General features: G+C 38.2%; 9 protein-coding genes. 4 read left to right on the top strand and 5 right to left on the bottom strand.

Going from position 1 to position 14,271, the window contains the following annotated elements; genetic code table 11:
* Positions 1-77 precede the first annotated feature (77 nt).
* Positions 78-1,394, bottom strand: coding sequence for an adenosylhomocysteinase (gene ahcY, locus ACMGDK_RS10145; RefSeq protein ID WP_116013564.1), 1,317 nt, complete (start codon positions 1,392-1,394; stop codon positions 78-80).
* 166 nt (positions 1,395-1,560) lie between these two features.
* Here ahcY and ACMGDK_RS10140 point away from each other — a divergent pair, with 166 nt between their 5' ends.
* Both ACMGDK_RS10140 and ACMGDK_RS10135 read left to right on the top strand, forming a co-directional pair.
* Positions 1,561-2,091, top strand: coding sequence for a HugZ family pyridoxamine 5'-phosphate oxidase (locus ACMGDK_RS10140; protein ID WP_436807848.1), 531 nt, complete (start codon positions 1,561-1,563; stop codon positions 2,089-2,091).
* A gap of 149 nt (positions 2,092-2,240) precedes the next feature.
* A complete protein-coding gene (locus ACMGDK_RS10135) occupies positions 2,241-2,855 on the top strand; it encodes a 4'-phosphopantetheinyl transferase superfamily protein (protein WP_436807847.1) in 615 nt (204 codons plus the stop codon).
* Here the strand turns inward: ACMGDK_RS10135 and ACMGDK_RS10130 are convergent.
* The 3 genes from ACMGDK_RS10130 to porU form a co-directional block, all read right to left on the bottom strand.
* Positions 2,836-5,100, bottom strand: a complete 2,265-nt coding sequence (locus ACMGDK_RS10130; RefSeq protein ID WP_436807846.1) for an FUSC family protein — start codon at positions 5,098-5,100, stop codon at positions 2,836-2,838. The two genes, ACMGDK_RS10135 and ACMGDK_RS10130, sit on opposite strands and share 20 nt — an antisense overlap.
* Before the next feature lie 316 nt (positions 5,101-5,416).
* Positions 5,417-6,580 (bottom strand): type IX secretion system outer membrane channel protein PorV, encoded by a 1,164-nt coding sequence (porV, locus tag ACMGDK_RS10125; protein WP_436807845.1) that lies wholly within the window; start codon positions 6,578-6,580, stop codon positions 5,417-5,419.
* 60 nt (positions 6,581-6,640) lie between these two features.
* Positions 6,641-10,540, bottom strand: a complete 3,900-nt coding sequence (gene porU / locus ACMGDK_RS10120) for a type IX secretion system sortase PorU (RefSeq protein ID WP_436807844.1) — start codon at positions 10,538-10,540, stop codon at positions 6,641-6,643.
* A 164-nt stretch (positions 10,541-10,704) separates the two neighbouring features.
* Between porU and gldJ the strand changes: the two genes are divergently transcribed.
* A complete protein-coding gene (gene gldJ, locus ACMGDK_RS10115) occupies positions 10,705-12,306 on the top strand; it encodes a gliding motility lipoprotein GldJ (protein ID WP_436807843.1) in 1,602 nt (533 codons plus the stop codon).
* 65 nt (positions 12,307-12,371) lie between these two features.
* On the top strand, positions 12,372-13,643 hold the full coding sequence (locus ACMGDK_RS10110) for a UDP-N-acetylmuramoyl-tripeptide--D-alanyl-D-alanine ligase (protein ID WP_436807842.1): 1,272 nt from the start codon (positions 12,372-12,374) through the stop codon (positions 13,641-13,643).
* Here ACMGDK_RS10110 and ACMGDK_RS10105 read toward each other — a convergent pair.
* On the bottom strand, positions 13,636-14,247 hold the full coding sequence (locus ACMGDK_RS10105) for an NUDIX hydrolase (protein WP_436807841.1): 612 nt from the start codon (positions 14,245-14,247) through the stop codon (positions 13,636-13,638). The two genes, ACMGDK_RS10110 and ACMGDK_RS10105, sit on opposite strands and share 8 nt — an antisense overlap.
* Between the last annotated feature and the right edge of the window lie 24 nt (positions 14,248-14,271).

Here is a 14,271-nt window from a genome sequence, read left to right as displayed (position 1 = left end):
CAGATGTCACAAGACTAAACCAATAAAAAAAGACTTCCCAGGAATCTGAAAAGTCTTTTATTATAAGATTGAAAATATTAATATCTGTAATACTCAGGCTTGAATGGGCCTTTTACATCTACACCGATATATTCAGCTTGTTCCGGAGAAAGAGTTTCCAGCTCAACGCTTAACTTTTTAAGGTGTAAAGCAGCTACTTTTTCATCTAAGTGCTTTGGAAGCATATATACTTCATTTTTGTAAGCAGCAGAATTGTTCCACAGTTCGATCTGAGCCAAAGTCTGGTTAGAGAAAGAGTTAGACATTACGAAACTCGGGTGTCCTGTTGCACAGCCAAGGTTTACTAATCTACCTTCAGCAAGGATGATAACTTCCTTACCGCCTTCTAATGTGTAGATATCCACCTGAGGTTTAACTTCAGATTTTGTCTGACCGTAGTTTTTGTTTAACCAGGCCATATCGATTTCATTGTCGAAGTGACCGATGTTACAAACGATCGCTTTATCTTTCATTTTAAGGAAATGTTCTCCTCTTACAATGTTAAAGTTACCTGTAGTAGTGATGATGATATCTGCATTGTCTACAACTGTATCCAGTCTTTTTACTTCATAACCGTCCATGGCGGCTTGTAAAGCACAAATTGGATCGATCTCAGTAACGGTAACGATAGAACCAGCTCCTCTGAAAGAGGCAGCAGTACCTTTACCTACGTCTCCGTATCCGCAAACTACCACTCTTTTTCCAGCAAGCATAACATCTGTAGCTCTTCTTACAGCATCTACTGCGGATTCTTTACATCCGTATTTGTTGTCGAACTTAGATTTAGTTACCGAATCGTTTACGTTGATAGCAGGCATTACTAAAGTTCCGTTCTTCATTCTTTCATAAAGTCTGTGTACACCTGTAGTGGTTTCTTCAGAAAGCCCTTTGATATCTTTTGTGAATTCAGGGTATTTATCGAAAACCATATTCGTTAAATCTCCACCATCATCCAAAATCATGTTCAATGGTTTTCTGTCTTCACCGAAGAATAAAGTCTGCTCAATACACCAGTCAAATTCCTCTTCGTTCAGACCTTTCCATGCATAAACGGGAATTCCTGCAGCAGCAATAGCAGCAGCAGCGTGATCCTGTGTAGAGAAAATATTACAAGAAGACCAGGTAACTTCAGCTCCTAAAGCCACCAATGTCTCGATAAGCACGGCTGTTTGGATCGTCATGTGAAGACATCCGGCAATTCTTGCACCTTTTAAAGGTTGAGATGGTCCGTATTCTTCACGGATAGACATCAAACCTGGCATTTCTGCTTCGGCAAGGGTAATTTCTTTTCTTCCCCATTCTGCTAGGGATATGTCCTTCACTTTGTAAGGAACGTATTGTGTTGTAGTACTCATATGTAATGAATAAGTTTAAATTCAGTTGATAACGAAATGCAAAATTACAATTAATAATTAAGATATAAAAACGGCACACCGTGTTAGGCTTTATGAGATTATACATGGTTTAATATTATTTAGTCTTAATATAAATAACTACTTTTGTTCAGATAAATTTTATGTTATGAATCATACAAATTCCAAGGAAGAGGCCAACAGGAAGGCCAAGCCGGTTGCACCAAAAGTAAGGGAACTGATAGAACGTACCAAAAGTGTGATTTTAGCTACGGTAGATGCGGAAGGAACTCCTAATTCCAGCTATGCACCCTTTGTACAGGTAGGCAATACGTTATATATTCTGGTCTCTTTTATGGCAAAACATACCAAAAATCTTGCGGATGGCAGAAAAACCTCCGTGATGTTCATTGAAGACGAATCTGCAACCAAACAGATCTATGCCCGTGAACGGCTCACAATAGAAGCATCGACTTCCCAGATAGAAAGAGATTCTGAAACCTGGAACACTGTTGTTACTAAGCTTAAAGAAACTCACGGAAAAGTGGTTGATGTTATTTCTGAGATGGGAGATTTTATTCTTATTGCCCTACAGCCTGTAAAAGGATCTTATGTGAACGGATTTGGAAGTGCTTACTTTGTTGATGAGAATCTTGAAATTCTTGAACATAGAAATGATGTGAACCATCAGTCGAAATAAAAATATAAGAATGGAGATGGAAGATGGAAGCTTTAGAGGTTAAGTAACTTTAAAAGCTATGGTATAAATGAACATTAACTTCCATCTCCCATCATCCATCCTCTTTCAACTTCCACATCTTTTCACTACTTTTATCGAATAAAAAAACGATGCCCCTTTACCGAGATTTTTCAGATGACAATGCCACGATTCTTGTATGGAAATATGATGAAAGCGAAGAACTTGATATCAACGAGCTTCTGGAACCGGAAAATGCTGAAAAAGTAAAAGACTACCATCCGAAAAAACTCCTGGAGGTACTCATGATCCGTAAGCTTCTGAAAGGTTTAAAACCTCACTCCAAAATATTATATAAAGAAAGGGAGCCTTTCCTGTCGCCTAAAGATGCGGAAATTTCCATTACCCATTCTTTTCCTTTCGCTGCCATAGCGGTTTCTAAGAACAAAATAGGTATTGATATTGAAAAATTCAATCCAAAGATTTTAAGAGTTATTGATAAATTTACCTACGAGGATGAAAGAGGATTTATTCCTGAAGATAATGCTCCTGCTTTCTATACTATTATATGGAGTGTAAAGGAAAGCATGTACAAAATCCATCATTCCAAATACTGGTCCTTGAAGAAGAATTACGAAGTAAAGCCGTTTGAGCTTAAGCATCTTTATAAAATAAGCTGCAGGGTTTATGACGAACAGTTTTCAGATGAGTTCAAGGCGAGAGTGGAATTTTTTGATGACTACTGCTTTACGATTGTGGAGGAGTAGAATCTGCTTCGCTTCTGTATTTTTCAATCACTTTTCTCTGTTCTTTGGCTACATCGTAGATCAATTCCAGGATATCGTGGATGTTCTTAAGCTCCGTTAAATGTGAAATTTTATCAGGATCCCTTCTGTCAACCAAGTCATTTTCCTCAATTTCTGTTTTTCTTTTCACTAGCATGTCCTCAATGGAAGAATCTTCCGGCTCCAGGCGGCTTTCCATTTTTAAAGCTTCATTGATCTCGTTTCCATGTAATAAAACGGAGGTCTGCTGCATCTCGGCTTCAATTTTTCTGCTCCAGCTTTCGGCATCTATTTCAGGATATTTTTCATTGTTTTTAGAGTATTGGGAAAGGGAAGCGGTATAGGCTGTGATCAAATGTGATGTTGCTACAAACTGGTGTACCACTTCCAGTTTTTTCTGTTGGTTCTTCGGTTCAGAGATCATTCTCTGGAAGTTATCGGAAAGGTTGGCCAGCGAAATAATGGCATTTTTCCGCTTTACTTTATAATCTTCAATATCAAAATTTCCCTGTAAGAATTTGGAAATGACACTTTCAAAATAGATCAGATTATCTGCAGCAGATTTTTTCATCAGATCAAGGTTTTGAGTATGCTCCCATACAGGAAGAACAATATAAGATACGGCAAAAGCAATGACTCCGGCAATAATGGTATCCAGGATTCTGTCTTTAAAAATCACGTTTACATTTCCCGGATTTAAAAAGTTAAAGGTCAGAAATACATAGATCGTCATAAACAGGACGGCCCAAAAATACCGGCCTTTCAGAAAGCTGAAACACATGATCATGCTCAAAAGAAGAATGGTAAATAAAAGACCATTGAAATGTACAAAATGCAGAATCGTATAGGCAATAACTGCTCCTGCAATGGTTCCGTATAAACGCAGAAGGTTCCTTTTTTTCGTAATGGAGTAGGCAGGTTTCAATATCGCTGTAATCGTAATCAGGATCCAGTAGGTATGACCCAGACCCAGAAAATCGAACATAGAAAAGAGATAGCCTACAAGCAGGGCAGTGGTAATTCTTATCGCATGTCTGAAATGGGAGGACGAAAGCGAAATATTGTTCCTTAAAACTTTGAAGTTAAGTTTCTCTTCATTAGGCATGAATTTTTTTAAATCTAACCCTGTAGAAAGACTTTTGGCCAGTTTTACATCCTGGGAAAATACTTTATAGATCTCATTGATCTCTTTTGTAATCTCGTTGATGCGCATCAGAATCTGCCGGAGGATCATGAAATTTTCCAGATTATCAGGCGTCAGCTGCTTATTACGTAACTCAAAATAAAGAACGTTAAGGCTTTTCAGTTCATGTTCCAGATCGAATATGGATTTTGCCCTCGTCCCGATCTGAAGAGAGATTCCGATATTGGTAATTTCTTCGGCGAGCAGGTTGAGGTAATCGTGGATATTGACCAGGATCATGCTGTCTTCAAAGCTCTGCTGCAGTTTCTGATAATCGCTTTCAGAGGTCATCAATTTTTCATGAAGATCCATGGAATTCAAAAACATCAGCATCAGCAGACGGCTGGTTGTTGTTGATTCATTAACGATGGTTCTCGTTTTGAAAACGGTTTCCCTGGTTTCTTCCTGAAGGTTTTTGATCCCGACCTGCTTGGCAATGACCTGAGTGGTCAGTTTATCAAAATCAGGATTTTTCTGGTAATAATTGGCTTTGATCTTTAAGAATTCTGCGAGCTGCAGATAATTTTCCCCGATCATCTGTCCTGCCAGTTTATAAGGCTGGATGGTTGTAACTACAAGGAAGATCAGCAAAAACCAGATACAGCCGGATGCAAAGATCAGCAGGCTTTTAAAAATATTACCTCCTGTAAGATGTCCGTCAATAAAGATCGCGAGTACAACAAGAGATAAAGAACCTACAGCGGCCAGCCTTTGTCCGTAAACTCCGATAAGGGAAAAAAACATTCCGAATACAATGATTTCCAGGATGACCAGAACTTTAAAATTCATCACCAGGCTGGCGATAAGCGCTACAAAAACGAAGCAGAAAATAGCAAACGTCAGCGCATTTCTCCTTCTGATAAAAGGTCCCGGCTGATCACAAAGTGCTACAAAGCTGGTTCCGAGGGGAAATAGAAAGTATTCTTTCAGGATTCCGAAGTGGGCGAGGACTAAACAAGGCAGAACGGTTGCCAGCGTAATTCTGATCGCAGAATATACATATTGGCTGGTAACGAATTTTTTGAGTTCTGCTGAATAGTTCATACTACAAAATTAATTATTGAAAACAAGAAATACCTTATAAAAATGAGACTTTTGCAAACTTATATATTATATTTCTTTAATAATTTGTCAATTGGCAATTTGGATCGTTGTGATTATGACGATTGGGTATGGCGGATTATACTATTTGCCACAGAAGTGTGAACGATAAATAAGCTGCGCTTTGCAGTGAATTTTCTTTATCCCTCAATTCACTATTCACTTGCGAAGCAAAATTCACCATTGACCGGTTCGTCGATTCGATGCATAGAAAAAGCCCCATAAAAATGAGGCTTTTTGTATTTGGGTATTAAATATCTTAATAATCTACATTAGATGTTTCATCACCGATGTTCCAGGTAAGACCGAAACGAAGGGTATTATCTAAAGCAGTATTGATTTTTGACATATTGATCAGGTAAGAAATATCAAGTCCGAAAGAACGGTATTTCAATCCGATACCTGCTGTAGCGAACTGTCTTGCTCCCTGCTCCTCACTTTCGTGGAAGTAACCTGTTCTTACTGCAAATGCATTGTCATAGGAATACTCTAAAGCACCACTCATCATGATAGAGTTTTTATTTTTAAAAGATTTTCCGATTCCTGCCATTACGCCTACGTTAGGAACTTCATATCTTGGCTGTCTTGTGTTAGGATCTATTCCTACATATTCTGATCCCGGAACCAAAATTTTTGAACCTTCTACACTAATGCCGATTTTGTTCATATCATCTAAATACATATCATATCCAAGTCCCAATCTTGCCATAGTGGGCAGGTAAGATCTGGATTCTTCATTTCCTGTATAGTCTAATTTCGGACCTAAGTTCTGAACAGCAAAACCTGCATTCACTTTACCGTCGTATCCCCCGAAACTTGAAAATCTTGGAGAAGTATAGTATCCTGAAACGTCAACTGCAAAAGAGTTGGCAGCTTTAAGGGTAGTATCTGTGTTGAAACCTCCGGCTAAATCTGAACGGATGAATCTACCGGTAACAGCCATTGAGTAAGAATCAGAAAGTTTCAGACCATAAGCAACGTCAATGGAAAACTCATTAGGTTTTGACGTACCCATAGAAGTTACTTCTGAACCTACCAGCTGGGTAAGGTCTACTTCACCCATGTTGAAATAATAGATACTTGCAGAAATAGTGGATCTTTCTTCCTGGCCTAAAAATTTATGGAATGCACCATATAGTAAAAATACATCATTGGTAAGTTTTCCCATATAAGGCGTATAGTTAAGACCTATGGAAGAACTTGTTCTGCTAAAAGGATATTTTGCCGCATTCCAGAATTGTGAAAATGCATCCGGTGAAGTTACCACCCCTTGGTCTCCCATACCTCCAGCTCTTGCATCTGGTGCAATTCTCAGAAAAGGAGCTCCGGTCAATACTGGATTTATTTTACTTAAATCTTGCGAATAGCCTAAAAAACCAGCACTTAAACCAAATCCCAAAAGCAGTTTAGTAGTTAAATTCATATGTTGTCTTTTATATATTATCAGTTTTTTATAAATATTATTATCTATGTATTATTTAATTTATTTCAAAAGTACCATTTTTTCTACAGCTGTAGCACTTCCTTTGCATTTTTCTTGATTTTGACTTTTTGCAAATATCTTAAAAATATACGTACCTTTTGCAACAGTTGACCCAAAATCGTCTCTTCCGTCCCATTCTATTGCCTGACGAGGCGTTCTAAAGCCCTGTAGGAACGGTTCTGCAACTACCGGCTGAGATAATGTTCTCACTAATTTTCCTGTTATCGTATAGATCTGAACATTTACATCTAAAATATCATCGCAGTTATGTTCAAACTGGATGTATGTTTTATTGGTAAACGGATTCGGCCAGTTCAGCGGTCTGTTAATGATCAGATGCTGGTCGGTTTCATCCTTAACTTCAAAGTTTAACGTAGACGTTGTCGAATTATTGTTTATATCCCAAACTTTAAATGTTAATTGATGCTGTCCTACCGCAAGGTTTCTGAAAGGGTAGGTTACATTTCCTTTCTGATAGTCGGCAAGACTTGGGCTAAGGCATCCGTTTCCTTCGCCTGAAGCAAAGAAATCATTCAGAACAACCGTATTGATGATCTGCCCGTCAAGATAAACGGTAATATCGTGACCTACACCGGATCCGGTGGAGTTGATCCCCGTGTCATCCGTAACACAAGCCAAAAGCATAGGGTTTTGATTCGTGATTCCTCCGTCTGCAAAATTTGTATTATTCATATACAGTTTTACTTTTGGAGGTTCGTTATCATTGATTCCATTCGGGTTGATATCTCCCACCTGCACTGCCTGGTTATTGAATACATCCATTGCTTTATTGTCCGCATAGCCCAGTATTCTTCCCTGTCCCACGGCGTAGTTGATATCCTTCGGAACGTAGAATTCTACAGTGAATACCCCGTTTACTGCGGTTCCTGAAGCTTTAACAATAGCGCTTCCTTCTTCTGTGTAATCCATGACAGGCGATAATACTCCGTCATTATTCAAGGTTTTTTTGTTCAGCCTTTTATCAAAAATATTGATAGAAACCCTTCCATTGAAAGTTGTGTTAACCGTTCCGTTAGGGTTATTGATATGTCCTTTCACTTTAATGAAATCCAGACCTCTGATCAGTCCCGGAACCGGAGATTCTATATTGTCTATAATAAGCTGCCTTTGAGGTCTGCTCAGTTTCATTGCGGGATCTCCAAGTAAATTTACTTTCAGGTGGTCAATATTAGCTCCTTTTTGTTTTTTAGCATTTAAATGAGCATATCCTAAGGTTTCAAAATCATCATTAATTAGCTTGAAAATATTCTTAGTATAAAGATCCGTAAAGTTACGTCCGTAATCTACCCCAATGGCACGGCTTGATGTGATCATGGCAGCTGCGCCTCCCTGCTTAAGCTTAATGAACTGCTCCCCTGCAGAAGAAGTAGCCGGTTCATCCCATAATGTAAATTCACAGGTAATGGTAGATACAAACGGGAATCTGCTGTAAACATTGGAAAAGTTATTGGAATTTTGAATTTCCGTACTCGTAAGTACTCTTTCCTGTGCCCATCCGTTGATACCTCCGTGCCCGAAATAGAACAGATAAAGACTGTTGCCAATATCATTTGAAATGGCCTGAGTCACCTGAGGAAATCTTTGTCCGGCCGCAGTACTTTGGGCCGGGAAAGCATCCAGATATAATTTTCTTACGTTATACTCTTTCAGATCCTGCTGGCCAGGAATTTCAAAAATGCTGGACAACGTATTATTCATTACTTCATGGAATGGACTTCCGCCGTCTTTATCGTCATCTACTACAAAATCAAGCTTCATACGCCATTCCCCGAAAGGAGAAGACTGTCCTGGAAGAGCATTGTAATAGGCAAGGGTTTTACTAACCATATTTCCGGCTTCAGTTACATTGGCTGCAGGAATTCTGCCTACAGGAATATCAGGCAGGTTATTTTCAATGGAAGATGCAGTCTGTGGCTGTGTCATTACAATATAGTCATCTGTTACAAAAGAACCGACAAAGTCTGCTGAGTTTTCGCCATGATAAGCGGAAACGATATTGGAATTGCCGGAGATCCTGTTTTTGTAATCATATGAAGTGTCTCCTAAAATGAATACATACTTAAGTCTTCCGCTGTTATTAAGCTTTGTTACAAAATCTCTTATTGCCGTAAGATCCCTGCTTCCGCTTCCGAACTCATTATAAATCTTAGCAGCATCCACAATTTCTACCGTATAATTATTTTTAGTCTGGTGGTAGCTGGCCAGTCTCTGTGCCTGCCCCATCATTTCAGGAACCGTGATAATCAGATAATCCACATTCTGCAGTCCCGAAAGATTCTGGTTGGCAACTCTTTCTACAAACTGAGGATTATAAGCGGCATCGGCACGGAAAGCCACAAATTCATTATTGAAATTAGGATCTGAAGTAAAATAACCGAAGTTAAAACTGCCCGCACCCGCCTTATTTACTCTTCTGTTGGCATTCGTAATATCAGTTACATCCCATACCTGCTCAAGGTTTGTAGCATTGGAAATCCCGAAGCCGTAATTGGTATTGCTTCCGCTGGTAAGAGAGAAATCCCTGAAGTTCATCTGAGATCCGTTGAAAGTAAGATTTTCTTTATACTGTACTTCTGCATAGTCAAAATGGAAAACCCCATTAGGATTTACAGAAATATTTGGAGCATAATTAAAGGTAATCTGGTTTCCATTCAGGTTGGATATGGTTCCATCATATCTTAACTGGTAAAAATCGAATACATAATTATTGGTATTAGCCGGAACCGCCTGAACAATTGGGTTTTGGTTATTGATTTTAATTTCAACAGTATTCTGCTGGGATCTATAACCTACCACCTGTGTTCTGTATCTGATGACATCACCAGCCTGTATTGGTGAATTGGTAGTGAAGGTAACCGCTTTGTCTGTTGTAAACGGTGCATCTTCTACCCAGATGCGTCCTACTTTTAAGAGGTTCTCCTGATCATTGTTGATTACTTGGTAATTATCATACCTTGTTATTAAATTACCGGCCGGGAGATTGACGTCAACCGGTTGTACTCTTTTGCCTGCACCTTTGTCAAAATTAATAAAGTAGTAAGAAAAATCTTCATATATATTTTTTACATTATTGCTTCTGTCCGCCCTTGTATCCACTCTCTTGAAACCATTTCCGTTGGATGTATCATAAAGATTGTATCCGTTTGGTCCCTGAGCATAGAATAAAGCATAATCCCCGTCATTCCATACACCGTCATCTTCACCCACTACCTGAATAGCATTTTCCTGAAGTGCGCTGTATTTTGTGTCCATGTTGTATTCGGGAAGCAGCACACCGCCGTTTCCATAAATTCTGAAATTTTTCGGATTTACAGAAGCAGGATTAATGCCGTTATCTTTTAAAAATTGTGTTGTAATTTTAAATATCCCGGACCTGTCTACTTTAATCTTATAAAAGCCGCCACTTGAAAGAGGGTTTGCTGTACTTCCCACTTTGCTTGCATTTCCGGATCTGAAATTGTTGGGAGCAGCTGTTTCAGAAATATTAAATGAAGAAAGCCTCTGGATACGCCCCTTTATATTCTTAAATAAAGATACGCTGATGCTTGCATATCTTTCTCCTTCTAAAGTATAATAGCTGACATCTGCAATTTCGTAATCCGGCAGTCTGCCCTTATCAAGATCATATAAATCTTTACTGGAAACGTTTTCCCAGGCCAGGTCTGAAACTTTCAGCTGCTTTTCTCCTATTTTTTGTTTGGTTATGATAAAAACATTATTTTGGCTGAACGAAAAACCTTCATTTTTGAAATTTGGAAGATTTAATTTTGTGTCACCAAAATCTTGGATTTTAGAGCCTTCCCATTCTATGGCTTTTCTCTGGGCCCAAAGTGTTGATACAAAAGAGAATAGTAATAAAAAGGTGATTTTTTGTTTCATGTTTATTATTGAAATTTCTGAATTACAAATAAAATGAAAATTTTAGAATTAAATTGTGATACAATAAAATTAATTTGTTAACGTTTTTCAAAAAAATCAAATGTTTACTTGATTTATTGAATAATTTATTTTTTCTTTGTACTTTGAAAATATTTATATCGACTATGAAAAAACTAAAGTTGTTTTCATTAATAGCATTAAGTTCTACACTTGCATTAACCAGCTGTGGCGGATCCGGGACCAGCAAAGGAGGCGGTACTAAAAAATTTGTCAGCAAGACGGGTTGGAAACCAAACGAAAAACAAGGTTGGTTTTTTGCAGGAAAGCAACAAAAACAGAAGGGGTGGCCAGGAATGGTATATGTAGAAGGTGGAACTTTTACAATGGGATTAGTGAAAGATGATGTTATGCATGATTGGAATAACACACCGCGCAGAATGCAGGTAAGTTCATTCTTCATCGGAGAAACAGAAATTACTAACTACGAATACCGCGAATACCTTACATGGTTGAAGTATGTATTTCCACCAAGTGACCCTAGCTTCAAGGAGATCTATAACGGCGCTTTACCGGATACTCTTTTATGGGACAACAAACTAGCTAGAAACGATTATAATGAAACGTATCTTCGTTCCCCGGAATTCGATTACTACCCGGTAGTAGGAGTTTCCTGGACTCAGGCGAACAGATACTGTGAATGGCTTACAGACAGAGCGAATGAAAAAGCTTTAATGCAGGCCGGAGTTATTGCTAAAGATTTGTATATCAACGAATCCAATAACCAGGGTGGAACTGCATTCAATATGGATAAATTCAAAGCGAATGATCCTGAAATGCAGGGATACATCAACGAGAAAAGAATGCAGCAGAAATCTGGTATGAAAACAACCAACCAGAGACTTCTTTCTGCAAACAGAGCCCCAAATGCTTCAATGGTTCAGAAGTTCAGACTTCCTACCGAAGTTGAATGGGAATATGCTGCTCTTGGCATGGCTAAAAACAGAGAATACAACCAATACTTAGGTAAAAAACCTGAAATCGAAAGATTAAGAGGTACCAAAGGAAGAGATAAAGGAATGTTCCTTGAAAACTTCAAAATGGGAAGAGGTGACTATTCAGGTATTGCAGGATGGAAAAATGACGGAGCTGCACAAACAGCAGACGTGAGACAATATCCTTCTAACGATCTTGGAATTTACGGTATGTACGGAAACGTTTCTGAATGGACGGCTGACGTATACAGACCAATCATTGATGAAGATTTCAACGATTTCAACTACTATAGAGGAAACATGCCTCAGGCTATTGTAAGAAACGGTGACGGAACTTACAAAATGATCGACGAAGGTACTATCAAGTATGATACCTTAGCAGATGGCAGATTAGTATACAGAGGTCTTCCGGGACAGTTTGAAAGAGAAACCATTGCTGATCACAGAAACTACAGAGATGGTGACAGACAGTCTTCTTTAGAATATTACAGAGCTTCAGATTCAGCTTCTTCATTTGATATGTACAATGCTCCTCAGAGAAGATTTGTTGTAGATGCAGGTGGAAGAGTAAAACTTCAGAAAGATACCAGAGACAGAACATCTGCAGTATCTAATGATGTAAGAGTTGTAAAAGGTGGTTCTTGGCAGGATACAGCCTATTGGTTGGATCCGGGACAAAGAAGATACAAAAACGAAGGCAAAGCTTACGGATGGATTGGCTTCCGTGTTGCACAAGATGCCAGAGCTAGTGATAAAGGCAGAACTAGAAGATAATATTTATCAAAAAATACTTATAAAAAACCTTCCGGATTTCCGGAAGGTTTTTTTATTTTTGAAGTATGAATATAGAACAGTTTTATCCTTTATTTTTACAATCAGATAAAGTGACGATCGACAGCAGAAAAGTAGGCAGGAATGATATTTTCTTTGCCTTTTCCGGTGAAAATTTCAATGCTGCAACCCTGGCAGAAAAAGCTGCTGATGACGGAGCTTTGGCGGTAATTGTGGAGAAACAGGAATTTGAAAATAAGGATAAAAATATCTTCTATGTTCCTTCTACACTGGAATTTCTTCAGCAGCTTGCTGTTCACCACAGAAATCAGCTTAAAATCCCTGTTATCGGACTTACAGGAAGCAATGGGAAGACAACGACCAAAGAAATTATCCATGCAGTTCTTTCTGAGAAATTTAATGTACAATATACTTCCGGAAATTTAAATAACCATATTGGAGTTCCGCTAACCATTCTCTCCATTAAACCTGAACATGAAATAGCAGTGGTAGAAATGGGAGCCAATCACCAGAAGGAAATTGAGCTTTTATGCACCATTTCACAACCGGATTTTGGATATATTACCAACTTTGGGAAAGCCCACCTGGAAGGCTTCGGCGGATTTGAAGGCGTGATCAAAGGAAAATCTGAGCTGTATGATTATTTGAAAAATCATAACCAGATTATTGTTGTTAATGAAAATGATCCCATACAGTCAGAAAAAACGGAAAATTATACACCAAAAATTACCTTTGGAAAAGACACTTCCGATTACCAGTTCGGGTTGTTTTCCGAAGAACATTTTGTAGGATTAGACTACCAAGGTATAAAAGCTGTTTCTAAACTTACGGGAGAATATAACTTTACCAATTTATGTGCAGCAGCCAGTCTTGGTCTTCATTTTGGGATCAGCTTTGAAAAAATAAAGCATGCTGTTGAAAACTATACTCCGACTAATATGCGTTCCCAGGTTGTAAAAAAAGAAAAGACAACATTAGTCCTGGATACCTACAATGCCAATCCAAGCTCTATGACTGCCTCACTGCATAATTTTGTAACTTTTGAAGGCAGTAAAACCATTATTATTGGTGATATGCTTGAATTGGGAGAAGAGAGTGTAAAAGAACACAAAAATATCTTAAAGCTTGCCCACGAATTAGCTTTTGACCAAATCATTACGGTAGGAAAGTATTTTAAAGATGTCAATTCTTCGTCACTGTCTTTTGAAAATACTGCAGAATTAATAGAATACCTCAAGCAGAATAAAATCCATGCAGAAAATATCCTGTTAAAAGGTTCAAGAGGAATTGCACTTGAAAAGTCTATCGAATTTATTTAAGCTTTGAATTCCAGAATTCTTTTACAATCAGCTTGATATTTTGGAAAGTGCTTGGGAAAACTTCATCTTCGATCTGAGTGGTGTTTTTCCAGGCTACTTCTGTAATTCCTTCTTCTATCTGCGGTTTTGAAGTATCTTCACCATTGAAGTTCATTTCAAACCAATGCGTGCATTTAAGGATTTTTTCACCGTTTCTTTCGATGTAGATATGGTAGGTAGTATTGATGAATTTTACCAGTTCCACATTTTTCAGCCCTGTCTCCTCTTCAATTTCTCTCACAGCCGATTCTTCGCGGGATTCACCTTTTTCCATTTTACCCTTGGGAAGATCCCATTTACCTAACCTTTTAATAAAAAGCAACTTTCCATCGGGATTATTGACAAGGCCTCCCGCAGCTTCTATGATTCTGAAAAGCTTCTGGAATTCGCTCCAGATTTCTTCAATATTCTCACCGAAAACATTAAGTTCTTTCACCGAAGTGTTTTCCAAAAGATCCAATGCAATCTCTAAAGTTGTGAAACTTTCGTACCTAAGTTCTTTTTCAAGAGGCTCGGGATGCTTAGACACTAATAATTTTTTTTCGTTCACAAAAACTTTATACATATATTTGTAAGAATTAAGAATTTA

The organism is Chryseobacterium hilariae, from assembly GCF_051400735.1.
Taxonomy (GTDB): domain Bacteria; phylum Bacteroidota; class Bacteroidia; order Flavobacteriales; family Weeksellaceae; genus Chryseobacterium.
This window is presented reverse-complemented; position numbering and strand designations above follow the sequence as displayed.

Bases quoted from the DNA above. Each gene is read 5' to 3' on its own strand.
- ACMGDK_RS10135 (WP_436807847.1), top strand. From the start codon at position 2,241: ATGCCCCTTTACCGAGATTTTTCAGATGACAATGCCACGATTCTTGTA.
- ahcY (WP_116013564.1), bottom strand. From the start codon at position 1,394: ATGAGTACTACAACACAATACGTTCCTTACAAAGTGAAGGACATATCC.
- ACMGDK_RS10140 (WP_436807848.1), top strand. From the start codon at position 1,561: ATGAATCATACAAATTCCAAGGAAGAGGCCAACAGGAAGGCCAAGCCG.
- porU (WP_436807844.1), bottom strand. From the start codon at position 10,540: ATGAAACAAAAAATCACCTTTTTATTACTATTCTCTTTTGTATCAACA.
- ACMGDK_RS10130 (WP_436807846.1), bottom strand. From the start codon at position 5,100: ATGAACTATTCAGCAGAACTCAAAAAATTCGTTACCAGCCAATATGTA.
- ACMGDK_RS10105 (WP_436807841.1), bottom strand. From the start codon at position 14,247: ATGTATAAAGTTTTTGTGAACGAAAAAAAATTATTAGTGTCTAAGCAT.
- gldJ (WP_436807843.1), top strand. From the start codon at position 10,705: ATGAAAAAACTAAAGTTGTTTTCATTAATAGCATTAAGTTCTACACTT.
- porV (WP_436807845.1), bottom strand. From the start codon at position 6,580: ATGAATTTAACTACTAAACTGCTTTTGGGATTTGGTTTAAGTGCTGGT.
- ACMGDK_RS10110 (WP_436807842.1), top strand. From the start codon at position 12,372: ATGAATATAGAACAGTTTTATCCTTTATTTTTACAATCAGATAAAGTG.